Below are 22,215 nucleotides of genomic sequence, written 5' to 3'. Positions count from 1 at the left end.
TTCTCCTATTTTATTTTAGAAAATGGAGGAAGCATTTCCGAAATCCTCAAAAATCATTTGAGTTCTTCTTCAAAACCCGGAAGAAGAAAATCGAAGAATCGTTTCTTAGAAATATTTTTTTGATTGATTTTGGATTGGAGCTTCCAAATGGAATTTTAGTAAATGAGAATATTCAAAAATACATATCTTTCTCTTTTCTTTCTTCTTTGTATCCCATTCCTACTTCCCAATCTTCAGGCAGGACTTCAAAAAAGACCGGAACATTGTTTGGTTCGGGTCAGCGGATATTTCGCTTCTCTTAAGAATTGGTATGACGATTCTTATCCCGATTTCTTTTCGCTCTTCCGCGCCGATCTTCGCGAGTATTTAAGGACTTCGAACGTCTCCGATTGGAAACGATGTATTCTCCAATCCATAGGAAAGATGGAAAGGAGGGATTATTTTATCAGTTCTTATATGCTCGCCGACCCCGACTTGAAAGAAATCGAACCGGATCCTTCTCTTGCGGTCGAAACCGGAAAAATTCTTCTCAAACAATGCCGGGCGAGAATGTCCGAAGAATGCAGACGTTTTCTGCAAAACCTTCTGGCCGGTCTTGCGATCAATTCCTATCGAATTGGAAATCATTCGGAAGCGAAGAAATATAAGGCCCAAGCCTATGAATGGATTCGCGGGGAAAAAGAAGAATTTGGAGCGCGTACGGAAGAAGAATGGAATCTTTTCGAAAAGATCGAATAGAAAAGAATATTAGGAAAATAGGAAGTATTTTTTCAAGAATTCATGAAACTCCAGAAAAGAGGTGATTCCTTTCTCGGAAATCCGTCCCGAAAAATCACGTCCACAAAAAAGATACTTCGAAACGGACTTCAAGTCCGGCACGACCTTTTTTTGGAAAAATCCGCTCTTCGGAATTCCTACCTAGTCAAAGACAAAAAGTAAACCGGAGATCACGTTTCCCGTGAGGAAGAAACTTTCGGAGACCACTTTAGAAAAGTTGCAAGTTTCGAATCGACTTTTTTTAGGCTTCCCGATTTGGAATCTACACAAGCGTAAACGAGTTTTCCGGAACAGAGTAGTTCACTTTCCCGAAAAATAGCGAGGTCCCAAAAAACTTTTACACCCGATACGCTTCCCTTCAAGTAGATTTGAATTTCTTCGTCAAAACGGGCCGGACTCTTGTAGTCGATTTCACAGTGGATTACGTGAAAGTCCGCTTGAAATTTAGAATTCAATTCTCCGTAAGGAAGTCCGCACCATCGAAAGTATTCTGTGATCGCAACGTCGAAGTAGGTCAGATAATTCGCGTTGAAGACGATCCCTTGCAGATCGGATTCCGCGTAACGCACTCTCAAGGCATGGTAAAAATCAAATTCTTCTTTTCTAATATTTTTTCCCATTGATCTCTGTTCCGATGGAACTTTTTTTCGGTCCTAAGTTTCTCTCGGGAGTTTTATCCAAAGGAAACGGTCGCTTTTAAATCGAACTTCACTTTCTTTTCTACAAAAGATCGAGTTCCTTGCACTTTTCCCCAAAAAGAAGAAAACCTTTTCGATCTTCTTCCGTTACCCTGTAATGAAGTTCCCTTGTCAGATATTCTCTCACGACCGTTTCCGGAAGTCGGGATTCTTGCGAAATGATTTCTTCGATATGAGTGATTCCGTATTCCAAAGATTGGATCAAAAGTGATTCCTCTACTTGGAGCGGTTTTTTGCTCGCCCAGAGCGCGAAGATGAAACCGAGATCCGTGATCTGATTCCACCACTGGGCCAGGTCGCGGACTTCGTAAAATTCTGCATTCCATTTTGCTAATAGAGCGTTGTCTCCAAAAAGCATATGCGAGCCGATTCCGTTTTCGATTTGTTCTTGAATGATTTTAGAATCGGTCGGGATCACATCCGGGATTTTTCCGGATTCCTCGTGAACCAAAACTCGGACCAAAGCCATGCTCGTTTTGGAACCGTTATCGGTAAGAATGACCTTGGGAGGGTATTCCTCCTTTAAATTCTTAAAGAAAAGAATGGATCGAACCTTTTCTCTGGCGCAAACTCCGGTGGTTTGATACGCGTTGAGGATTTCCCGATTTCGAATACATTCTATCGAAGAAATTAAACCTAAGTCGATCTCGCCTTTCAATAAATAGTCTTTGAGTAGTGCCGGGTTATCGGGAACGATTCGGTTCTTTGAATCCTTTTCGAAACCCCATGTTAAGGGTCTTGCATTTAGATGTTTAACGATTCCTATTTTCAATGATTCTCTCTTTCTAAAAACTCTTTCAAGATCGGGTAGTCCTGATTCATCAGATAAACGATCGCGCAGTGGGACGCCGCGGGAACCGCCGCTCCTTCGAGGAAAAATAATTCCTCACCGGTGACAAAGTAGTGGATCCCGTTCGCGTCCAAAAACGATTTCACGATCGAAAGTAAAATCGGATCGGAGGTCTCAAATCTGGCTGAAAATCCGTCCGAATCGTCTTGTTCTCTTTCAAAGGGTTCCATATTTCTCTCAAAAATATTAGGGTTGAATTCTATTTTTTATATCGTCTAATTTGATCAATGGTTTTCAATGAGAAAGTTTACATATCTTTAAAATTGAACGACCTAACTTTGGAACACGAGGAACTAAGAAATTATCTCAATTCCTTTCTGAAAGAGAATCCAACTTGCATCGTTCTCGACTTCTCCAATATAGAGGTCATTTCTTCCGTGGCCTTGGGAGTGTTGCTGAGCTTTGTAAATCGGGTTCGTAGTTTGGGAATCGACGTGGAAACGGTACATGTTTCTCATCGTCTAAAGCAAATTTTGAAACTTGTATCTCTTGACAGAGTTTTCGGTGCTCTATAAAACATCTTTACCATGACAGATATTCAGTCCGGCCTGAACGCGATTTCCGATGAAGATTTTCAATTCGTAAAATCTCTTATGTACAAAGAGACAGGAATTTTTTTGGCTGACCATAAGAAGATTATGGTCCAGTCCCGCCTCAACGGACGAGCGAGGCATTTCGGCTTAAAAACGGTTTCCGATTATATCGGTAGACTTCGCGCCGATCATGCCTTTTTTAGCAGTGAACTCACGGAACTCATCAACAGAATCACAACGAACAAGACCGACTTTTATCGGGAAAATCATCACTTCGAATTTTTGAGAGATACCTTTTTTCCGTCTGTCGAAGAGAAGGCCGCGAAGAACGGGAAAAAAATCCTTAGAATTTGGTCTAGCGCGTGTTCGACGGGAGAAGAACCGTATACGATCGCGATGACTTGTCTCGAATACTTCGCCTTCAAACCGGGATGGGATATCAAGATCTACGCGTCGGATATCGATACCAACGTGATCAATACGGCGAAAGAAGGAATCTATAGAGAGGAACGCCTTCTCCCCGTGGACGAAAAGTTAAAGAACAAATATTTTATCAAGGTCAGGGATTCCGAACGAGACGAGATTACCTATCATGCGAAACCGGAACTCAAAACTCTGATCGATTTTAGAAAGGTGAATCTTTTGGAAACTCCGTATCCGATTCCGGATAAGCTGGACTGCGTTTTTTGTAGAAACGTAATCATCTACTTCGACAAGCCGACTCAGAAGAAAATATTCGAAAACTTCGAAAAGGTTCTGAAAGACAGAGGACTTTTGATCATAGGACATTCGGAAACGTTATTCGGCATTTCGGAAAGTTACAAGTTCTTAGGACACACGATCTATCAGAAAAAGCCGGTCGTCTAACGGAAAGAATCGATTCTTACGAAAATTCTTTCCAGATCCGAATCCATTCCTTCTGCATTTCGTAGGGTTCGTAGATTACAATTCTTGAATTTGCTAATACGTCCAAAAAGCCGGCCTCGTTCGGAAACCTCGGGACGATATGCTGGTGGATATGCGGAATCGAACCGCCCGCGTTTTTCCCGATATTGTAACCCAGATTGAATCCTTGTACGTTCCAAAGTTTTTTAAGAATCCGAATCGCCTTGGAAGCGCCTTCGTGAATTTCCAGAGCTTCCTGCGCGGTCATCTCTTCGTATGCGAGGATATGTCTTTTGGGAAAGATCATCAGATGTCCAGGATTGTAAGGATATAAATTTACGGAAACGATCGTGAGATCGGTTTCGGAGACGGTAAGATTGGGAACATCCGGATCTTTTCTACAGATTCCGCAAAGAATACAATCTACTTCGGGTCTTTTTCCTCTTGCGTAATCCAGTTTGTGAATGGAAAAAAGATTTTTCCTGGGTTCGTCCCATTGAGTAGAATTGGATTCTTCCATGAACCCTAAATTATTCGGGTCATCGGAGCTGTCAAAAAATTAGCGCGCCGGAAGGAAAGGAAAAGTGATCGTATCCTTGTCCGGAATTCCATTTGGAGAATCCGAGTTGATTCCTTGGTGGATAGAATTCTTCAAAAAATAGATTTGGGAATCGGAAAGAGCGGTTTTCATCGATTTTTAGATAAGACATTTTGCGTGGTCCGGGAAAACTAGATTCTAATAAAACAATGAAAAACCCGAATCGACATGGCGTGATTGCGAAAGGAAGGAAGTGATGAACCATCAAATGAAAAATCGAACAGGATTCTTGTTAAAACGGAAGTCGATTCTTTCCTTTCTGATCATCGGATTGATCATTCAGATTTTCTGTGCAAAGACAAAAGAAGCTTCGGATAAAAATAAGGTCGAAGAATGGATTTCCGGGAATGCACTCGTTGTGGATGTTCGTACTCCGCAGGAATTCGAAAGCGGTCATTATACGAATGCAGTGAACATTCCTCTGGATCAGATTTCTTCTCGCCTTGAAGAATTCGGTCCACTCGATCGTAAGATCGTTTTGTACTGTCGTTCAGGTCGCCGCAGTCAGGAAGCCCTCAAGGTGCTTCAATCCAAAGGTTTTTCGAATGCGATCAACGCAGGCGGCTTGACGGATCTACCTTAGAATCTCCTTGCAGGACCGGATCTTCGAAAAAGGATGGAAAGACATTGGAACCGGTTCATTATTCAGTTCAAGGAAAAGAGATTCTCCGAATCTTTCAGGAGAATTTTTCAAAAGAAGAATCTATTCTTTTCTTAGATGGAACCGCTGGAGAAGGCGGACATAGCCTTCTCTTCTTACAAGAATTTCCCAATTCTAAAGTCATTCTCTGCGATCGGGATCCAGTCATGTTATCTCGTGCGAGCGAGCGTCTTTCCGAATTCAAAGAAAGAGTGATTCCGATCGAAACCAATTTTTCGGATATCAACTCCGAACTTTTGAAAGCGCACGGTGTGGAAGAGGGCCCCCAGGGAATTCTTCTGGATCTTGGAATTTCTACGTTCCATCTTTTTCATTCCGGAAGAGGTTTTAGTTTTCGAGAATCAGAACCCCTCGATATGAGACTTTCTCCGGATAAGGGCTTGAGCGCAGAAGACGTTCTCAACACGTATCCGAAGGACAAACTCTTACATATTTTTTATACATACGGCGAAGAACGTTGGTCCAAAAAGATCGCCGAAGTGATCATCGATCGAAGAAAACACAATCCGATCACAACTTCCGGAGAACTGGCGGAACTCATTTCCAAAATCATTCCTCGAAAGTTTTGGCCACCGGGAAGACATCCGGCGACTCGGATCTTTCAAGCGCTTCGTATCGAAGTCAACCAAGAACTCTCTCATATCGAAACCGGTCTGAAGTCTCTTCTCGATCTTTTACGAAAAGACGGAGTGATTCAAGTGATCTCGTTTCATTCTCTCGAAGATCGAATCGTAAAAAACGCGCTCCGAGATTATGCGAAGGAAAACGGTTTTACTCTTCTTACAAAAAAACCGATTCTTCCTTCCGAAGACGAAACGAGGGAGAATCCGGCTTCCCGTTCCGCAAAATTGAGAGTGCTCAAAAAAACGAAATCGGTCGATAAGAAATATAGAAAGGAAGATTTCGAGGAAGAGGAAGAATCAGATGTCTAAGATCGATGCCTTGTTGGAAAACCCGGTATGGAAGGACCTCGGAATTCTTTTTTTGAATCTGGGAAAGGTCATCCTTTTCCTAAGTCTTTTTTTTCTCTACGTCTGGCAAAACGTCCAAGTCGCAAGGCTCAATCGAGAAATCAGCATTGCAACCGGCGAAAAGATCAAACAGATCAAAAAGAACGACGACTTAAAAATCGGAGTCGCCACGTACACTTCCGCAAGAAGAATCGAAACGTTATACAGAAAAACCTACAACTATCTTCCCATCACGGTGGGAGATCGAATCATAACTCTAAACCTACCTCCTGAAAAAAATGAAGACGAGAATGAAGTTAACCCAGCTTCTCCATGAATTTCCTGAACTCAAACTAAGATCCGTTCCAAACGGCAAGTCGTCCGATGGAATCGAAATCGGTTATATCCAATCCGATTCTCGAAAGACAAACTTAGAAGATATCTTCTGCGTCTCCGATTCCCTCGGTTCTAAAAAAGAAGAATATATTTCCAACACAAAGGCTTCCTTGATTTTGATTCGGACCGGTTCTTCGATCGTCCTTCCGGATTCTAAGATCGTTTTAGAAACCGAAATCGATCCCGAACAACTCCAAGGAAGAATCGCCTCCTTTCTTCTCGGTCATCCTTCGAAAGAGTTGGAGATCGTCGCGGTGACGGGAACCAACGGAAAAACTTCTCTTACGAATATTCTTTTCGCATTAGCAAAAGAGCAAGGACGCAACTGCGGTTTGATCGGAACGATCGGAGTGAAATTCGGAGATCAGCTGATCGATACGGGTTATACTACGCCGGACGCTTCCTCTCTCAATCTCATTCTCAAGGAGATGAAGGATCAGGGAGTGGACACCGTTTTTATGGAAGCGAGTTCTCACGGTCTCAAACTCGGAAGGATGAACGGAATTTCTCTGAAGGCGGGCGTCTTTACCAATCTCACTCAGGATCATCTCGACTTTCATCCGGATATGGAAGATTATTTTGAAAGCAAGTTCCGTCTTTTTGAAATTTTGGATTCGTTCCCTTCTTCGTTTGCCGTTCTCGATTATATTTCACCGGGTGGAAAAGAGCTTTTGGAAAAAATCCAATCACGCCTTCCGAGTTTGCAAGTGAGTGCGTTAGACGGTCCTCTCAGAGAATGGAAAGTCGAAGGTCCGTCCTTGAATCTCCAAGGCACTTCCTATTCTTTGACGGAGGGAGGCAATTCTCATCCGATCCATACCAATCTTCTGGGTTCGTTTAACGTTCGCAATACGGCCCTTGCTTGGATTACCGGAATCAGGCTCGGCTTGGACCCTGAAAAGATGTCTTCTTCTTTAGAAAGAATTCCGCAGATCCCTGGACGTTTCCAAATCGTCTACAGCAAGGACCGTTCTCGAATGGCGGTTGTCGATTACGCTCATACCCCGGACGCTCTGGAAAATATTATCCGAAGTGTCCGAGATTCGAAACCGAAACAACTGATCACTCTCTTCGGTTGTGGGGGAGATCGGGATCGGACCAAACGTCCGAAGATGGCGCGGATCGCGGAAGAACTTTCGGATCAGGTCATTCTTACCTCTGATAATCCGAGGACGGAGGAACCGGAGTCGATCTTGGATGAAATTCAAACCGGCTTTTCCAATGGTTTTGTTCCGCTTCTCAGGGAAGTGGACCGGGCCAAGGCGATCGCAGAAGGTGTGGCGGTTTTGCCGGAAGGCGGTTGTCTTCTCGTCGCGGGAAAGGGTCACGAAGAATATCAAATCATCGGCAAAGAAAAACGTCACTTCAGCGATGTGGAGCAGGTTCAAAAAGCCTTCGGTCTTTTTTAAAATTCTCCGATACAAATAAAGAACACTCCTTTTTTTTGAAACTAGGACGGGTACATGTTTTATTATCTCTACGATCTTTACTTCAACCATCTGGATTCCCTTCGTATTTTTAGTTACGTTACGTTTCGCGCTTTGATGGCGGGATTGACTTCGATGTTGGTCACGTTCTGGTTCGGTCATCGTGTGATCGACTTTTTATACGGACTCAAGTTCAGAGAGTCTGTTCGGGACGACGGCCCGAAATCCCACGAGGCAAAAAAGGGAACTCCTACGATGGGAGGTCTTCTGATCATCGGTTCTCTTCTTCTTTCCGTTCTCCTTTGGGGGAATCTTAAAAATCCGAACATCTTGTTGCTCGCCGTTTTTTCTCTCTTTTTCTCCGGCCTCGGTTTCGCGGACGATTATATGAAATCGGTAAAAAAAATCAAAGGTGGAATGCGCGCGCGAACCAAGTTTCTTCTTTCCATTTTGATTTCTCTCGGGTTTTGTATATTATTCTTTTATTATACAGGTCATACTCCTCCCGGACATTCCGGTAAAATTCCCTTTCAACTGACGGATTTGTTTTTTCCTTTTGTGAAAGGACCTGTTCTTGCGCTCGGACTTCTTGCGATTCCGTTTTCGATCATCGTGATCATCGGTTCTTCTCACGCCGTGAATTTGACGGACGGACTCGACGGACTCGCGACCGGAACCGTTGCGATCGCCGTTGTTACGTTAGGAATCATCGCTTATTTTTCGGGAACCCCGATCGTCGCAAATTATCTCAACATTCCTTATCTTCCGGGCGCTCACGAATATTCGGTCTTTTTATCCGCGCTTGCCGGTGCCCTTCTCGGATTTCTCTGGTTCAACGCGCATCCCGCGCAGGTTTTTATGGGAGACACGGGTTCTCTTTTTTTAGGCGCGACTTTGGGTATGGTCGTGATCCTTTTGAAGAAGGAAATTCTTCTTTTGATTCTGGGAGCGATCTTTGTCAGCGAAGCTCTTTCCGTGATTCTTCAAGTGGGTTCCTTTAAACTTACGGGAAAAAGAATCTTCAAGATGGCTCCTCTGCATCATCACTTTGAATTGGGAGGATTGAAAGAAACCAAGATCGTAATTCGATTTTGGATCATCGCGGTCATCCTCGCGATCATCTCCTTATCGACTCTCAAAATCCAATGATCGATTCTATCGGAAGGAAGTGGAGGGAACTCTGGGTTCCGGGAAAAACTTCCTTGGACGTTCTTCTCCTTGTAACGATCTTTATTCTTCTTTTTTTAGGGCTCTGCGTTATGTATTCTTCTTCGAGCATCACCGCTTGGAGAGAATTTAAGGATTCTGAATACTTTCTCAAAAAACAGGCGATCTGGATCTGTGTGAGCCTTGTGTTTTTCTTTTTTTTCTCGGTCTTTCCGTATCAGAAACTCGAGAAACTCGCAGTCTTAGGAATGTTAGTCGCGATTGGACTTTTGATTCTGGTATTCATTCCTGGGGTGGGAAAATCGGTTTCCACGTATTACGGAAGAAACTTTCACAGATGGATCGCCCTTGGCCCGTATCAACTCCAACCCTCGGAAGTCGCGAAGGTCGCCGTTTTGATCTATTTGGCTTCGCTTTTTAAAAAATTAAAATTAGAATCCGCCCCCGATTACAAAAAACTTTTGGTCCCTTCGGTTTTACTTCTCACCGTGATCGTTTTGATTCTTGTGGAGCCAGCATTCGGAACCACATTAGAAATTCTTTTTGTGATTCTCGGTTTTATTTTCTTATTCGGATTTCCTTTTCGAAATTTGCTCGTCGTAGGTATTGTATCCCTTCCTCTGATTTATATTTTGATCGATCGGGTCGGTTATCGGAAGAAGAGGGTGGAAGTTTGGCTGGATCCGTATCGCTACCGATTTGACGAAGGTCACCAGCTCGTGACTTCGTTTCGTGCTTTTTTGGACGGAGGCTGGTTCGGTAATAAACTCGCTTCGGGTTATGCGCATCGTTATTTGACCTACAGTCATACCGACTTCGTATTAGCAACGTTTGTCGAAGATTTCGGTTTTGTGGGATTTATGATTTTTATCTTTCTGATTCTTTTACTTCTGTTTCGTGCGTTCTATCTTGTGCAGAAGGTGAAGGATCCCTTCGGTTTTTATTTAGGCGCTGGAATTTTGATTATCTTGGGAACACAATTTATCATTAACATGTTCGTTGTTACCGGAATTTTTCCGATTACCGGTATCAGCTTACCCTTTGTCAGTTACGGAGGATCGTCGATTCTCATCGTATTGATTTCTCTTGGAATTCTTGTCAATATAACGAGAAAGGAAAACCTAGGTCTATGAGATCGATTGTAATCGCGGCCGGCGGAACCGGAGGACATATATCACCGGGAGTGGCTCTTGCGGAAGTTCTTACGGACTTAAAAGAGCAGATCGGATATGAGAATTTATATCTTTTTTCTTTAGAGAGGAATCGAAACAATCCGGATCTGGAACAAGCGCCTTGTAAGGTTCTCTGGCACAATCTTCCTCCTCTTTCCAGTAACATTCTTCTTTTTCCCTTTCGTTATACGTATCAGATTCTAAAAACGTTTTTGCTTTTCCGTAAACTCAACGTGGACGTAGTCATCGGAATGGGCGGTTACTCGACCGTGGCTTCGATTTTATACGGAGTTCTTTTTCGAAAAAAAGTCTATCTCTGCGAACAGAATTGTATTCCCGGAAACGTGAACCGATTGTTTTTTCGTTTCGCCAATAAGGCCGCGTTTAGTTTTCCTCCAGTCGATCATTCCGTGCCTTGCGATTGGTCGATCATAGGAAATCCTCTGAGAAAAAAAACGCTTCCAAAGATGTCTTTGAAGTTTTCGGAAAAATACGACACGAAAAAGAAGAAGCAGTTTAACGTGCTCGTGATGGGCGGAAGTCAGGGCGCGAGACAGATCAACAATATCGTAGTTCGTCTGATGGACCACGACGAAATCAACACTCAATTTCGATTTCGCTTATTAACGGGCTCGGCATTATACGAAGAAGTTTCACAAAAAACGAAGAAGGACGCGGAACTTATCTCCTATACGGACAACATGAAAGAACAATACGAGTGGGCGAACTTTGTGATCGCTCGCTCCGGTTCGGGTGTGTTGTCCGAATGCGCGGCCTTTGCTCTTCCCATGATTTTGATCCCTTATCCATATGCAAAGGATGATCATCAGATGGCGAATGCGAAGTATTTCGAACTGAACGGTGCGGCCGTGGTGTTGGATCAGAAGGACGAAGATGAATCCCATCTTTTTAGAATTTTGGACAAATTGGCGAACGACGTATCTTTGTTAAACGACATGTCGATCAAATCTCTTCAGTGCTCTCACGTCGACGCGGCGAGAGACACCGCGAAATACTTTTTCTCTCTGGACTAAGATGCAAACCGATTGGAAATCGTTTCAAAGACCGTTCTTCCTTGGGATCGGAGGATCGGGAATGTCATCTCTTGCCTTTCTCCTTTTGGAAAAAGGAATGAAAGTCGGCGGTTACGACGGCAAACACTCCGACGTTGTTGAAAAATTGATTCAGAGCGGAGCCACAGTGCTCGGAAAGTCCGATACGCTAACGGTGGAGAATTACGATCTTGCGATTTATTCTTCTGCGATCCGATTGGATTCTCACCCTTTGGTTAAAAAATTTAAAGAGAAAGGAATCGCAATCGTTCATCGGTCCGAACTTCTTCATCAAGTGATGTCCGAAAAAAAGCAGATCTCCGTTGCGGGTTCTCACGGAAAAACCACGACTACTGCGATGACCGCGTTTCTTCTAGAACGTTGTGGATTCTCCCCGTCCGTGATGGTCGGCGGAGAAGTTGCATTTTTAAACGGAAGAGGCGGTTCTTGGGGAAAGGGAGAATGGGCCATTTTCGAATCCGACGAATCCGACGGTACCTTCAACAATCACCAAGCGGAAGTTCGGATTCTCACGAACGTGGACGAGGATCATTTGGATTATTATCAGACAAGAGAGAATCTCCTCAAAGCATTCGCGCGTTATATGGAAAAAGCTTCGAGAAGATTGATCCTGAACTTGGACGATATCGGAATCAGGGATTCGCTTTCTTTGTTTAAAGACCATTCTAAGATCCTTGGATTCGCAAAGACGAAAGCCGATCGGAAAGAGGACGTTTTTCAAGACGAAAGAATTCGAGATTCTAAAACGGCGCTCTATCGAATCGAAGGCGGAGTTTTGACGTTTTACTTTCAAAATAAAGAATATTCTTTTTCTCTAAAGTATCCGGGTGAACACTATCTTAAAAACGCTCTTGCGGCGGTTCTGGCTTGTTTCGAGGCGGGGGCGAAGCTGGAGGAACTCGTCGAGACGATTCCGGATTATTCCGGCGTCAGCAGAAGACTCGAGTATCTCGGAAGCAAAAACGGAATCGAAGTCTATGACGACTACGGACATCATCCGACCGAAATCAGGGCCGTGATTCAATCCATGGAGGGTCTCAAAAAAGACGGAAGAGCGGTGATTTTGTTTCAACCGCATCGATACACGAGAACTCAAAACTTATATCAGGAATTTGCGGAAAGTTTGGATACCGGGGAGACCGTTTTTCTTTTGCCGATTTATACGGCCGGAGAGGACCCGATCGAAGGAGTGGAAACGAAACTCATCGCGGATGCGATGTCACGTCCGACCAAAATTCTATCCAAAGATCTCGAAGAGGGAGTTGCAGAACTCGGCCGGTTTTTGAAACCCGGCGATAAGTTTGTCACTCTGGGCGCCGGAAATGTTCGGGATTGGGGAATTCGATTTTTAAAGAATTAGAATATTCTAATTTAGAGAATCGATTCTGAGTTGAAGATCCTTTTTTTCCTCAGCGTCGCTCGTGAGTTCCAAAGCTTTTTTGTAATCCGATTTTGCCTCTTCTTTTCGGTTTAATTCTTCGAAAGCGTTTGCCCGATAGAAATAGGCGGACGCAGAGTCTCCGTTCGGATACTTTGCGAGATAGGATGTGAATGTCTCCACCGAAGCCTTGAAGTTTCCTACTTCAAGATATGAGATGCCGAGATTGTAAAGAGAATCGTGTTTTTTATCAGTGTTCTTTGTATCTCCGGATTCGATCGCCTTCTTAAAGTATTGAATCGCTTTTGAATATTCTCTCGCTTCGAAATAATAAACTCCCGCTTGAAAGTTCGTTTTGATTCCGTCCGGATCTTTTGATAACTTTTCAAGGTATTCCTTTTCGAGATTCCTTCTTGCGTACGCATTCTTCAGATATTTGAGAATCATTTTAGAATCGGGCATTCCCGTGATCTTATCGATCAGACTTCCATTCTGATCCAAGAAAAGCATGGAAGGATAGCCTTCGATTCCGTATTTTCTCTTCAGATTCGGGAAGGTGTCGCCGTCCAGGGAAAGTGTTACAAACTTAGAGAGTTCGTTTTGAACTTCCTTTTTAGGATAGATTTCTTTTTTGAGAGTTTTGCAATACGTGCACCAATCCGCATAAACGTCGATAAAGATCGGTTTCCCGTTTGCCTTTGCTTTTTCAAAGGCGGTCTTTACGGATTTCTCCCATTGGATTTCGGCTCCAAGAGGAGAATGGAAAAGAACAGTCAGAAGGATGCAGATCGATAAAAATAAATTCTTCATTCTCTAACATCGGACTGTTTTGCAAATGCTTTAGCCAGCGTTTTCTTTCCGGAAGGGCGCAAAAATACGGTTGTCGGAGAATCGGAGGCTCGAAAAACTAGGGGCAGATTTCGCAAAGGAAGCCTTGGATTCATGGAATTTTTATTACAGTTGGAAAATATTCTTAAAAAAAGAAAACAGGAACTTCCTGATAAATCTTATACCGCAGATCTATTTCGTGGAGGAGTGGATCGGATTCTTAAAAAAGTAGGCGAAGAAGCCGGCGAGGTGATTATCGCCGCGAAGAATGCGGATAAAAAAGAACTCACTCACGAAGCCGCGGACTTACTTTTTCATCTTCAGGTTTTGTTAGTCGAACAAGGTCTTTCCTTGCAAGACATCGTGGAAGAACTTCGTAAACGCCATTCTTAAAAAATGATTTTTCCGGGAGTTGCTTTTGAAAAAAGGATTTCCGGAAGATATTTTCTCCTCTTTCTTTTTTTTCCTCTTTATACGATCTTATTTTATGAAAGCGCCTGGCTTTCGGACGATTCCTTTATTACGTTTCGAGTCGTGGACAATTTCCTGAACGGATTCGGGCTTCGATGGAATCCCTTGGAAAGAGTTCAGGTTTACACACATCCACTCTGGTTGTTTTTGCTGGTTCCGATTCAGGCTTTGATCGGGGAGATTTCCATTTCCGCTTATTTGCTTTCTTATGTTTGCGGAATTTTGTTTCTCTTTACATTCGTTTTTTCTTTTTATCGGAACGGAGTGATTCCGGGAATGATTCCGGCTTCACTTTTGCTTTTATTTTGTTCGAGAATATTCGTAGATTATAATACTTCCGGATTGGAAAATCCTCTTTCCTTTCTTTTGGTTCTTTTGTTTTTTGATCGATTTTATTCCGTATATTCCGTTACGGACGGAAGAATTTCGAAAAAAGAAGGGTTGTGGTTGGGTCTTCTTACCGCATCTCTTCTTTTGACCCGCCTTGACTTAGTCCTTCTATTGATCGCTCCTCTTTCGATTCTGTTTTTTAGAATGGAAAGAACGATGAGAATGGTATTTTCGTTTTACTTTGTTCTCGGGCTACTGCCTTGGTTCGGATTTCTTTTTTTCTCGCTGATCTATTATGGTTCTATTTTTCCGAATACGTTTTACGCGAAGACGAACGTGATTTCTCCTATTTCGGAAAGGATAAACGCCGGATGGAATTATATAAGAATCAGTTTGCAATGGGATCCGATTGCGTGTTTTGTTTTTCTTTTTCATTTTTTTCTGATCGTTTCCGAAAGAATATTCAGGAAATTTAAGAAAGTAGAATGGGTTTTTTCCAAAGAGGAAAGGGCGATTCTTTGGCTCGGGATGGGAGCTATCGTGCCCGTTTTTCTTTATCTCCTTTTGATCGGCGGAGATTTTATGAGCGGGAGATTTTTCGGGACTTGCCTGATTGTTTCTATTTATTCTCAAATGATCTTCTTGCTAAAACGTTTCGGAAATGATTCGAAGCGCATTAGAAAAGGATTCTATTCTTTCTGTGTCGTAGTAGCGTGCTACTTTTTAGCTCATCCGGCCTCACCGTTTCGTTATTTTTTTCAGAGACAAGAGGTGAGAGTTGAAAAGGGGGTCGTTGACGAAAGAGCTTCTTATCAAGATAATGTTTCTTTAAAGAGTTGGCTAAAGGGAGTTTTTCCGGAGTCGCATCCGTGGGCAGTGTATGCGATAAAGTTACGTTTCGAACACCCAAGGAATGAGACAAAGGAATCTCTGAAAGAACGTTTCCAGAAAATCCAGATTGAAAACGAAAGCGATAAGCGATCTATCGTAGCGCGCAATGTGGAGATTACGACTAACGTAGGTTTGGCCGGATATTACGGGGGACCAGAGATTCATTGGATCGACCTTTTGGGAATCACGGATCCTTTTTTAGCGAGACTGCCTGGAAGAGGATTTCCTGGACATTATATAAGGCTTTTGCCCGAAGGATATAAGGAATACATCCAAGAGACGGTTTCGGCTCTGGAAAGTCCGGAACTCGATCGGTTTTATTACGAAATCCGAATGTTAAGCGATGAAGAGATCTGGACGAGAGAACGATGGAAAATCATATTCGACTTTTCTCTTTTTGGAAGAGGAAATTTTAAGAAGCGGTTCCCCGAAGGTTTTCGTTATCCTTTTGTTCTAGAAGCGTATCGAAGAACTCTCTATGGAATTCCCTTTGCCAATTGGAAGGTAGAGGATGTGGAAGTGGAGCTGAATCGGAAATATTTCGGAGGAAAGAATTCTACTCCTTGATGGAAGGGAACTGGATCGTCGTAAGTCCCACAATTTCTCCGTGAAAATTTCGCGCCCCCACCCTGATTCGGGTGGTGGAGGCGGGTCCGCGGGAAGTTTTGTGCAAATCCACCTTTACCAGAGAAACCAAAAAAGCACAAGAAAAGAATTGGTCATTTGTCGTAGTTCCGACAGGATATTATCCTTTTTTATCACTTTACAAAAAGAAGAAAATCGCTCCCAAAGTGCTCCCAAAGTGCGATCAAAATTCTTGCCTACTTTTAGCAAATCTAAGTTCTCTGATCGTTCTTTCGAAAAAAAAACGTTTCATTTTTAAACACAATGTGTCCAAAAGATCTGATGAAAAAAAATCAAAGAAATTTAATATTCGAATTTTAGAATGGATTTTGCGGGAGTCGTGACCTGAAAATAATTCTTACTCGTTGTGTTGGAAGTGAAAGCCGTTTTCGGAAAACGAACAAGGAAACGATATATATGTTCCGTATCAGTCGTGACGTCGGAGTCATAGACAAGAGCGCCCGAAGGATAAACTCCTGGCGGAACCGTATAATAAGGATAAGATACGGCGCCGTAAGCGGGAAGCGCAGAAAAACGGGTGTTTCGAACTTTCGCGGTGAGAGTCTGCAAATAGTATGACCAGGTTTTATCAGGAGGTTGGTCGTTTAATAAAAACTGAAAATTCAAAAACTCCGGTAATACCCTCGTCTCCGGGACGATTTGAAAGAGAATATAAATCCCCTCAGTGCCGCTGAGTTCTGAGATTTCTTTCCATCTTTCCAATCGATCCTTCGGAATTCGGAAGGCGAGTTCGTTTTTTAGGTCTTTTCTTAATTCTTCCAAATCTTCTTTATCTACTCTGGAAGCGGATACATAGAATCCTGAGCCGTAAAAGGGAAGTTCATTCAGTCGAACTAGATCCCCTTGTAGTTTGAGATCCTTGCTTTTACATTCCGAAACAGCGAAAGCGCATAAGAATATTAGAATAATCGCAAATACTCTTGCGGCGGGAATTCCAGTTAGACGATCAGCTTGGTTCCGCAGGAAGGACAAAATTTCGCTCCGTAGATTTCGATCTTAAAACCGCACTCGTGGCAATATTTGGTTAGAACAGCATTGGAACCGGAAGTCGTTTGCACTTGTTGTGGGATGTTTTGCGCGATCGTTCTGATCTTTTCGTCGAATTCCTCCAAATCCTTTACGATCCCATTGGAGATGGATTGAAATTCTCCGTCCGTTAGTTTTCCCGTATCGAATTCGATCTTGATGTCCCTGAGATTTTCTAAAATGACTTCTCGTCGATTGATGAGTTCCAATTTTTCGGACTCAGATTCAGTAGATCTTAGATTGAGTGAAAAACGGACATAAAGAAATGGCAGGACAATTATTCCAACCAAAACGATATAAAACGGAATGAGTAGAAGATCCATTATTTCTGTTTTTCCTCTATTTCTGAAAGATAACGGTTGAAAGCATCGTTCTCCTTATTCGGAGAAACGGAAGTTGTGGTTTTGGACGGCGTTGGATTTTTGCGCTTCATATAAAGGAAAATAAAAAGAATTCCGAGTGCTCCCGCAAGACCTAAGCTCAAATTGATCCAAGTAGAATCCGGCGTCGCAAGAATGTTTTCTCCGAAACCGAAGACGACCGAGTTCGCCATCCCCGTATTTCCGGCTTCCACAAATTTCTGAATGACCGGATCCTGTAGCGCTTCCTCTCCAAATCCATGAACCATTTTGTTAACGATCACGTCCGCACTTTCACCTTTTGCGATCCGATTCTCTATGAAAATTTTTAACTTCGCGGATACGGTGCAATTGTTAAACGAACAACTCTTGATTGTAATCGAAGGGATGCAGATACAACGAATTCTCGACGTCACTTCATGGAACGTTCGGATCTGTTCCGGCTCGCTCAAATTGGTGAAAGTAGAATCCCCGAAGATCGGATTGTACGGAGAAATCGAAACAAGGATCGATAAGAAAATTAGAATTTTATAAAGTGTCGTTTTCAATTTCTGGATTCTCCTATGGGAAGAAGAATCAAAAGTCCCGAGAAGAAAAAGAGTAAGGAGCCCGCCCAGATAAATTTTACGAGTGGATTGACCCAGACTTCCAGGTTGGCGACGATCTGTCTTGGGAAACGATTGAAATTCTCCAATTTGCGAACCGGTTGATTTTCGTTCGTAAAAAGATAATTCATAAACAAAAGGGGAAGATCCGGATTTTCATCCGAAAGATCCGCGTGTTCGATCGCGCCCAGTTGGATATAAAGATCCTCTTTCGGAGTCGATGCGATCGCCGGCTCGCTCGTAGGAATGTGAGTTTCAAAGTCTCCGCTTAAGTGAGAGATCTGCGGATAAAATCTTCTTTCCGTCACCAGCGTTGAAAATTCTTTTAGGTGACGTTTTACTTGAAAGGTCGCTTCGTGAGAGACGATCACATTCTGAATGTTTAAACCGTTCTTCGCATCTCCGTTTACGAGAGGTTTGATCTTAAGCGTACTCGCTGAGATCTGATAATTTCCGAGAACTCCCGTGTCTTGACTGGAATAAACGATTTCGTTTTTTTCTGGAGCGTTTAAGAAATAAAAAAATTTAATCGAAGTGTTTTGTTTGAATGCGTTTCCTGCGAACCCGATAAAAAGAATCACCATCGCCAAGTGAACGAGATAACCTCCGTATCTTCTCTTGTTTTTTAAGAGCATTCGAAAGCCGGAGAAAAAATAATTCTCCGATGGATACGTCGCTTTTCTTGCTACGATTCCTCTGTGATATTCTTGTGCGATTCCCGCGATCGTAAAGATTCCGAGACCGACCGCGACCACGGAATAAATTTCTCCAAGCACATCTCCTAAACTGTAATCGCTGATCGTAAAATTCTGAGTATAAAAAAGGATGTAAGCTCCGGCGCCAAGGATCCCAACTAACAACGGTTTGAAGAGTGTGGAAAAGAAAATCTTATCCGCGCCCTTTCTCCAAGCAAGGAGCGGCGCCGATCCCATGAGGAGGATGAGAAGAATTCCGGAAGGAACCCCCCATGAGTTGAACCAGGGAGCCTTGAATTCTCTTCCGTAAAGAAGCGGAGAAAACACTCCAAGAAGAATCGCGAGAGTCGCGATCACGAGAAGAAAGTTGTTAAATAGAAAACTTCCTTCTTTGGAAGTCATCGCTTCGAGATTTCTTTCCGGTTTCAGCGCGTCTCTTCGGTAGATTAAAAACCCTATGAAGAATGCAAAACTGATTCCGATATAAATGATAAACGGTGTTCCGATCGTGGATTTGGAAAAACTATGTGGACCTTCCAATACCCCGCTTCGTGTGATCCAGGTTCCCAATAAACAAAAATGGAATGCGAGGATGATCAAAAGCATGTTCCAAAACTTTAACATTCCTCTTCGTTCTTGAATGATCATAGAATGAAGAAATGCCGTTGAAAGTAACCAAGGCATCAAAGACGCGTTTTCGACCGGATCCCATGCCCAATAGCCGCCCCATCCCAATTCTTCATAAGCCCATTTCGAACCGAGTAGAATACCCGTTCCTAAAAAGAACCAGGAAAAGATCGTCCATCTTCTTACGAATCGAAACCAGTTCTCTGAAAGATGTCCGGTGATCAAAGCCGATGTCGCGATACAAAACGGAATCGCAAAACTCACATAACCGATATACAAAATCGGCGGGTGGATCACCATCGCCCAGTGTTGTAAAAGAGGGTTGAGCCCTCTCCCCGCGACAGCGGCCGGCTGAAATTCACGAAAGGGTTGAGCGTCCGAATAAAAAACCGCGAGATAGGAAAAGAAGGCCGAGATAACGGTTAACGTTAGGTTCATCACAGGGATTCTGTCGTTTATCAATTCTCTCGTTTGCCAAAGGACGATAAACGTGAAAATGGAAAGCAAAAGATTCCAAAAGAGAAGAGAACCGGACGAACCCGACCAAATTCCTGTAAGTCTATAAAATAACGGAAGATGTTCGTTGGAATGCATCACAACGTAGTAGTTGGAAAGGTCGGTTCTAAAAAGTTGAACCAAAAGCACAATAAACGCTAAAAGAATTATGGCCGAGTTCGCCATCAGAGTGTATCTTCCGAGTTCGATCGCTTGGCGATCCTGCTTCCAAATTCCATAAGAAGTTTGTAATATGGAAAAAAGAAGAATTGCGAAAGAGGCGATTATGCAGAGCGCGCCGAAATCATTCATATCAAAGAGTCCATTGTCCTTTCGTTTTTAGGCGACAGAGATTTATTTATTTTCTTCCGAATAATCGGCTTCGTATTTGGATGCGCACTTCGCTTCTACGTGATCGGAAACAAGAACTCCGTCCTTCATATAACCGTCGACCCTCGCTCTTGTTCCCTCTTTAAATGCGTCCGGAAGAAGAGTTTCTCCGGTAAAAAAAACAGGGATTTGTTTCTCGTTGAATTCTAAGATAAACTTTGCGGTTTTACCTTCACGAACGACCGTTCCTAACTTCACAAAACCTCTAACTCGTAAGAGGTCGTCTTGGTAACGAGCGGGAGAAGCCGCTAATTCGGAAGCGTCCAGAAGAGTGTAAGATGTTTCTTTGGATGAGAAGTAAGCGATGGAGCCGAGGGAAAGAAGAATGATCCCTGCGAGGACCGTAAATTTGATATTCATCGTTAAAAGTTCCGATCTAGTTTCTGTTTTAGACCATGAAAACAAAGACAACGGAAGGAGAAAAGTGGAAATATCAACATTTTACTCCATTCCAAACGTCTTTCAAGTGTTTCGAATCTTTTGAATGAGAATTCCGATCCATTCTTTGATCGAGATCGTCGAGTTTTCGAGACAAAATGTGGACGGAAAGAAGTTGTCCAAGGTGAGGACCGATTTTTGCGCTCGGAAATCCGTGGGGAAGGGAATGATCGTAATTCCCTTGTTTTGAAAGTTCTCCACCGATCGTTTCATGTGGAAGGAGGACGTTACAAGAATGATCGATTTCCAACCGCGTTCTTTGAGTAACTCGGTCGTAAAGGCGACGTTCTCAGCGGTATTTCTGCTTTTGGATTCTAAGATGAGAGAAGACTCCGGTATTCCGAGTTGTCTTAGGAATCTCCCAGCCGGTTCCGATTCGGGAACTTCTTGATAAAAAAGATTTCCGGAACCGCCCGAAAAAAGAATTCGAGGCGCCTTCTTTGCTTGATAGAGTCGAATCGTTTCCGTAAGTCTTTCCGCGGTGTTGTTCAATTCCACCGGCTCGTCGTGCCGGCTCAGAGTGGAGACCATTCCGCCTAACACGAGTATAACGTCCGCCTTTGGAACCTCGGTGATTGAAACCGGAGGATAATAAATTTCCAGAGATTGAATGAGTTTTTGAGAGACGGTGCTCGTGGAAAGGATCCAAAGAAAAAGGACCGGAATCAGGATGGAAAGTTTTTCTTTCCATCGTTTGAGTTTGAACCCGGCGAACAAAAGAACTAAGAGAACTAAAGGAAGAGGAAAAAGAATCAAAGTCGCAAGTTTTGAAATGGAGAATAAGATTGTTGACATAGATTTTCGCGCGGATCGGAAATCCCCGCTCTCCTGATTTTACAAAAAAGGTCGAGTTCTTTCAAAAGAACTCAAAAATTAAATTCTGAAAAATATACTTTTCAGCGCTAAAAAGAATTCAGTGGAACCTTATTCAAGGAGTTTTCCGCCCTTTGCCCAGTTTTCTCTGGAAACTTCGTCGATCACGATGTACGTCACTTCGGGCGGTTTTCCCGCGACTCTTTCCAGGGTCTCGGTGAATTCTTTTACGATTTCCTCTTTTTGTTTTCGGGTAAGAGGTCCCGCGACTTGCAAGTTTACATAAGGCATAACGTTTTAATCACTCCGTTTCAAATACGGTTTTCATTTCGTCAATCAGCTTGGGTTTGTAAACAGGTTTTCCGATTTTATAGAAGAACTCGATTTTTAATTCCAATGGAGAAGAACGTAATGATCGAACGTTCGCATTCGTATTGGATCAACATTTTGCAAAAATTACGTTGGAAGATTCGGTTTGAACCGTGCTTTTTGTGAAAACTAAACGATGACCGAGTCGAAGATTCGCTAAAATTGCGAGTTTCACCCGATCCAAGAAATCGGTTTCCACTAGGAACTTCGGTGAAGTTCCAGTGGAAACTTCTCTAAAGTGCGTCCGGAGTAAAGGCCGCCCGGTACGCCTCTGGCGGGCAGGTTAAGTAAGAACAGGATTTTGCTGGCGTCGGTTTTGCCGTTTCAGAACTCTCCTCCTCTTCCCCTTCTTCTTCTCCTTCAGAGCTTTCGTTGTCGGTCCAAATCCCCTTTGATGTCAGATCTTCGCAGGATATTTTGACCGAATTCGATTTTTGACGTCCACTCGAATAACTCTGACAACTCCAAACCGGGATTTGCGTAAAACAAGTGCAACTTCCCTGAAAGGCCTGCGTATCGGTGCAATAAACACAGTCCGCTTTTGTTTCGTTGAAAGCGCTTGCGAGAAGGCGTATCGTTTGGTCTTTGTTATGTTCTTCCTTGTCTTTTTGACAAAAGAGGATCGGAATAATTAAGAATATTAGAATATACTTTTTCATCGTTTTTTC

Annotated in this window: 25 protein-coding genes and 1 pseudogene; 13 read left to right on the top strand and 13 right to left on the bottom strand. The window is 43.0% G+C overall.

Annotation, left to right across the window (positions count from 1 at the left end; all coding sequences use genetic code 11):
* The first annotated feature begins 162 nt into the window (after positions 1-162).
* Entirely contained in the window at positions 163-738 is a 576-nt protein-coding gene (locus tag DLM75_RS18740; RefSeq protein ID WP_241547984.1) for a hypothetical protein, read from the top strand.
* A 209-nt stretch (positions 739-947) separates the two neighbouring features.
* Here DLM75_RS18740 and DLM75_RS18735 read toward each other — a convergent pair whose 3' ends face one another.
* The 3 genes from DLM75_RS18735 to DLM75_RS18725 all read right to left on the bottom strand — a co-directional run bounded on the left by DLM75_RS18735 (position 948) and on the right by DLM75_RS18725 (position 2,495).
* Positions 948-1,397 carry an acyl-CoA thioesterase gene (locus tag DLM75_RS18735; RefSeq protein ID WP_118970028.1) on the bottom strand — a complete coding sequence of 150 codons (450 nt, stop codon included), beginning with the start codon at positions 1,395-1,397 and terminating at the stop codon, positions 948-950.
* A gap of 100 nt (positions 1,398-1,497) precedes the next feature.
* Positions 1,498-2,247: a menaquinone biosynthetic enzyme MqnA/MqnD family protein gene (locus DLM75_RS18730; protein WP_118970027.1), complete on the bottom strand. Its 750-nt coding sequence runs from the start codon at positions 2,245-2,247 to the stop codon at positions 1,498-1,500.
* Positions 2,244-2,495, bottom strand: coding sequence for a putative signal transducing protein (locus DLM75_RS18725; RefSeq protein ID WP_118970026.1), 252 nt, complete (start codon positions 2,493-2,495; stop codon positions 2,244-2,246). Before DLM75_RS18725 ends, DLM75_RS18730 begins: the two co-directional genes overlap by 4 nt.
* A gap of 57 nt (positions 2,496-2,552) precedes the next feature.
* On the opposite strand from DLM75_RS18725, the gene DLM75_RS18720 reads away from it, so the two are divergent.
* Together DLM75_RS18720 and DLM75_RS18715 are read left to right on the top strand one after the other, a co-directional pair.
* Positions 2,553-2,840 (top strand): STAS domain-containing protein, encoded by a 288-nt coding sequence (locus tag DLM75_RS18720; RefSeq protein WP_118970025.1) that lies wholly within the window; start codon positions 2,553-2,555, stop codon positions 2,838-2,840.
* A 12-nt stretch (positions 2,841-2,852) separates the two neighbouring features.
* Positions 2,853-3,725, top strand: coding sequence for a CheR family methyltransferase (locus tag DLM75_RS18715; RefSeq protein WP_118970024.1), 873 nt, complete (start codon positions 2,853-2,855; stop codon positions 3,723-3,725).
* Between the two features lie 16 nt (positions 3,726-3,741).
* On the opposite strand, the gene DLM75_RS18710 is transcribed toward DLM75_RS18715, so the two are convergent.
* The gene (locus tag DLM75_RS18710) at positions 3,742-4,263 is read right to left on the bottom strand and encodes an HIT family protein (protein ID WP_118970023.1); all 522 of its coding nucleotides are present in this window, start codon (positions 4,261-4,263) and stop codon (positions 3,742-3,744) included.
* A 286-nt stretch (positions 4,264-4,549) separates the two neighbouring features.
* Between DLM75_RS18710 and DLM75_RS18705 the strand changes: the two genes are divergently transcribed.
* The 8 genes from DLM75_RS18705 to murC are packed head-to-tail and all read left to right on the top strand — an operon-like array spanning position 4,550 to position 12,547.
* Entirely contained in the window at positions 4,550-4,924 is a 375-nt protein-coding gene (locus tag DLM75_RS18705) for a rhodanese-like domain-containing protein (RefSeq protein WP_158586490.1), read from the top strand.
* A gap of 44 nt (positions 4,925-4,968) precedes the next feature.
* Positions 4,969-5,934 (top strand): 16S rRNA (cytosine(1402)-N(4))-methyltransferase RsmH, encoded by a 966-nt coding sequence (gene rsmH, locus DLM75_RS18700; protein WP_118970021.1) that lies wholly within the window; start codon positions 4,969-4,971, stop codon positions 5,932-5,934.
* Entirely contained in the window at positions 5,927-6,289 is a 363-nt protein-coding gene (locus tag DLM75_RS18695; RefSeq protein ID WP_118970020.1) for a hypothetical protein, read from the top strand. Before rsmH ends, DLM75_RS18695 begins: the two co-directional genes overlap by 8 nt.
* Entirely contained in the window at positions 6,264-7,757 is a 1,494-nt protein-coding gene (locus DLM75_RS18690; RefSeq protein WP_118970019.1) for a UDP-N-acetylmuramoyl-L-alanyl-D-glutamate--2,6-diaminopimelate ligase, read from the top strand. Before DLM75_RS18695 ends, DLM75_RS18690 begins: the two co-directional genes overlap by 26 nt.
* Positions 7,758-7,811: 54 nt before the next feature.
* Positions 7,812-8,924 carry a phospho-N-acetylmuramoyl-pentapeptide-transferase gene (gene mraY / locus DLM75_RS18685; protein WP_118970018.1) on the top strand — a complete coding sequence of 371 codons (1,113 nt, stop codon included), beginning with the start codon at positions 7,812-7,814 and terminating at the stop codon, positions 8,922-8,924.
* Positions 8,921-10,075, top strand: a complete 1,155-nt coding sequence (locus tag DLM75_RS18680) for an FtsW/RodA/SpoVE family cell cycle protein (RefSeq protein ID WP_118970017.1) — start codon at positions 8,921-8,923, stop codon at positions 10,073-10,075. The genes mraY and DLM75_RS18680 overlap by 4 nt, the downstream gene beginning before the upstream one ends.
* Complete coding sequence (locus DLM75_RS18675; protein WP_118970016.1) at positions 10,072-11,148, top strand: UDP-N-acetylglucosamine--N-acetylmuramyl-(pentapeptide) pyrophosphoryl-undecaprenol N-acetylglucosamine transferase; 1,077 nt, start codon at positions 10,072-10,074, stop codon at positions 11,146-11,148. The genes DLM75_RS18680 and DLM75_RS18675 overlap by 4 nt, the downstream gene beginning before the upstream one ends.
* Position 11,149: 1 nt before the next feature.
* Positions 11,150-12,547, top strand: a complete 1,398-nt coding sequence (gene murC, locus DLM75_RS18670; RefSeq protein ID WP_118970015.1) for a UDP-N-acetylmuramate--L-alanine ligase — start codon at positions 11,150-11,152, stop codon at positions 12,545-12,547.
* 6 nt (positions 12,548-12,553) lie between these two features.
* On the opposite strand, the pseudogene DLM75_RS18665 reads toward murC, so the two are convergent.
* Positions 12,554-13,321: pseudogene (locus DLM75_RS18665) on the bottom strand (thioredoxin fold domain-containing protein); the annotation flags it as partial.
* 186 nt (positions 13,322-13,507) lie between these two features.
* Between DLM75_RS18665 and hisE the strand changes: the two are divergent.
* Positions 13,508-13,786, top strand: coding sequence for a phosphoribosyl-ATP diphosphatase (hisE, locus tag DLM75_RS18660; protein ID WP_100787140.1), 279 nt, complete (start codon positions 13,508-13,510; stop codon positions 13,784-13,786).
* A gap of 3 nt (positions 13,787-13,789) precedes the next feature.
* On the top strand, positions 13,790-15,652 hold the full coding sequence (locus DLM75_RS18655) for a hypothetical protein (RefSeq protein WP_118970013.1): 1,863 nt from the start codon (positions 13,790-13,792) through the stop codon (positions 15,650-15,652).
* 360 nt (positions 15,653-16,012) lie between these two features.
* Here DLM75_RS18655 and DLM75_RS18645 read toward each other — a convergent pair whose 3' ends face one another.
* From DLM75_RS18645 to DLM75_RS18610, 8 genes are all read right to left on the bottom strand, one after another.
* A complete protein-coding gene (locus tag DLM75_RS18645; protein WP_174715097.1) occupies positions 16,013-16,639 on the bottom strand; it encodes a hypothetical protein in 627 nt (208 codons plus the stop codon).
* Positions 16,640-16,668: 29 nt separating this feature from the next.
* Positions 16,669-17,079: a zinc ribbon domain-containing protein gene (locus DLM75_RS18640; RefSeq protein ID WP_118970011.1), complete on the bottom strand. Its 411-nt coding sequence runs from the start codon at positions 17,077-17,079 to the stop codon at positions 16,669-16,671.
* Entirely contained in the window at positions 17,079-17,663 is a 585-nt protein-coding gene (locus tag DLM75_RS18635) for a cytochrome c-type biogenesis protein (protein ID WP_118970010.1), read from the bottom strand. Before DLM75_RS18635 ends, DLM75_RS18640 begins: the two co-directional genes overlap by 1 nt.
* Positions 17,660-19,849, bottom strand: coding sequence for a heme lyase CcmF/NrfE family subunit (locus DLM75_RS18630; RefSeq protein WP_118970009.1), 2,190 nt, complete (start codon positions 19,847-19,849; stop codon positions 17,660-17,662). Before DLM75_RS18630 ends, DLM75_RS18635 begins: the two co-directional genes overlap by 4 nt.
* 42 nt (positions 19,850-19,891) lie before the next feature.
* A complete protein-coding gene (locus DLM75_RS18625) occupies positions 19,892-20,287 on the bottom strand; it encodes a cytochrome c maturation protein CcmE domain-containing protein (RefSeq protein WP_118970008.1) in 396 nt (131 codons plus the stop codon).
* 102 nt (positions 20,288-20,389) lie between these two features.
* Positions 20,390-21,160, bottom strand: coding sequence for a YdcF family protein (locus tag DLM75_RS18620; RefSeq protein ID WP_118970007.1), 771 nt, complete (start codon positions 21,158-21,160; stop codon positions 20,390-20,392).
* Between the two features lie 129 nt (positions 21,161-21,289).
* Positions 21,290-21,469, bottom strand: coding sequence for a tautomerase family protein (locus tag DLM75_RS18615; RefSeq protein ID WP_069606430.1), 180 nt, complete (start codon positions 21,467-21,469; stop codon positions 21,290-21,292).
* Between the two features lie 311 nt (positions 21,470-21,780).
* Complete coding sequence (locus DLM75_RS18610; RefSeq protein WP_118970006.1) at positions 21,781-22,206, bottom strand: hypothetical protein; 426 nt, start codon at positions 22,204-22,206, stop codon at positions 21,781-21,783.
* Positions 22,207-22,215: the final 9 nt, after the last annotated feature.

Origin of the sequence: Leptospira stimsonii (assembly GCF_003545885.1) — a bacterium.
In the GTDB taxonomy this organism is placed as follows: domain Bacteria; phylum Spirochaetota; class Leptospiria; order Leptospirales; family Leptospiraceae; genus Leptospira; species Leptospira stimsonii.
The sequence above is the reverse complement of the archived record's forward strand: the minus strand, read 5'-3'. Positions and strand labels throughout refer to the sequence as shown.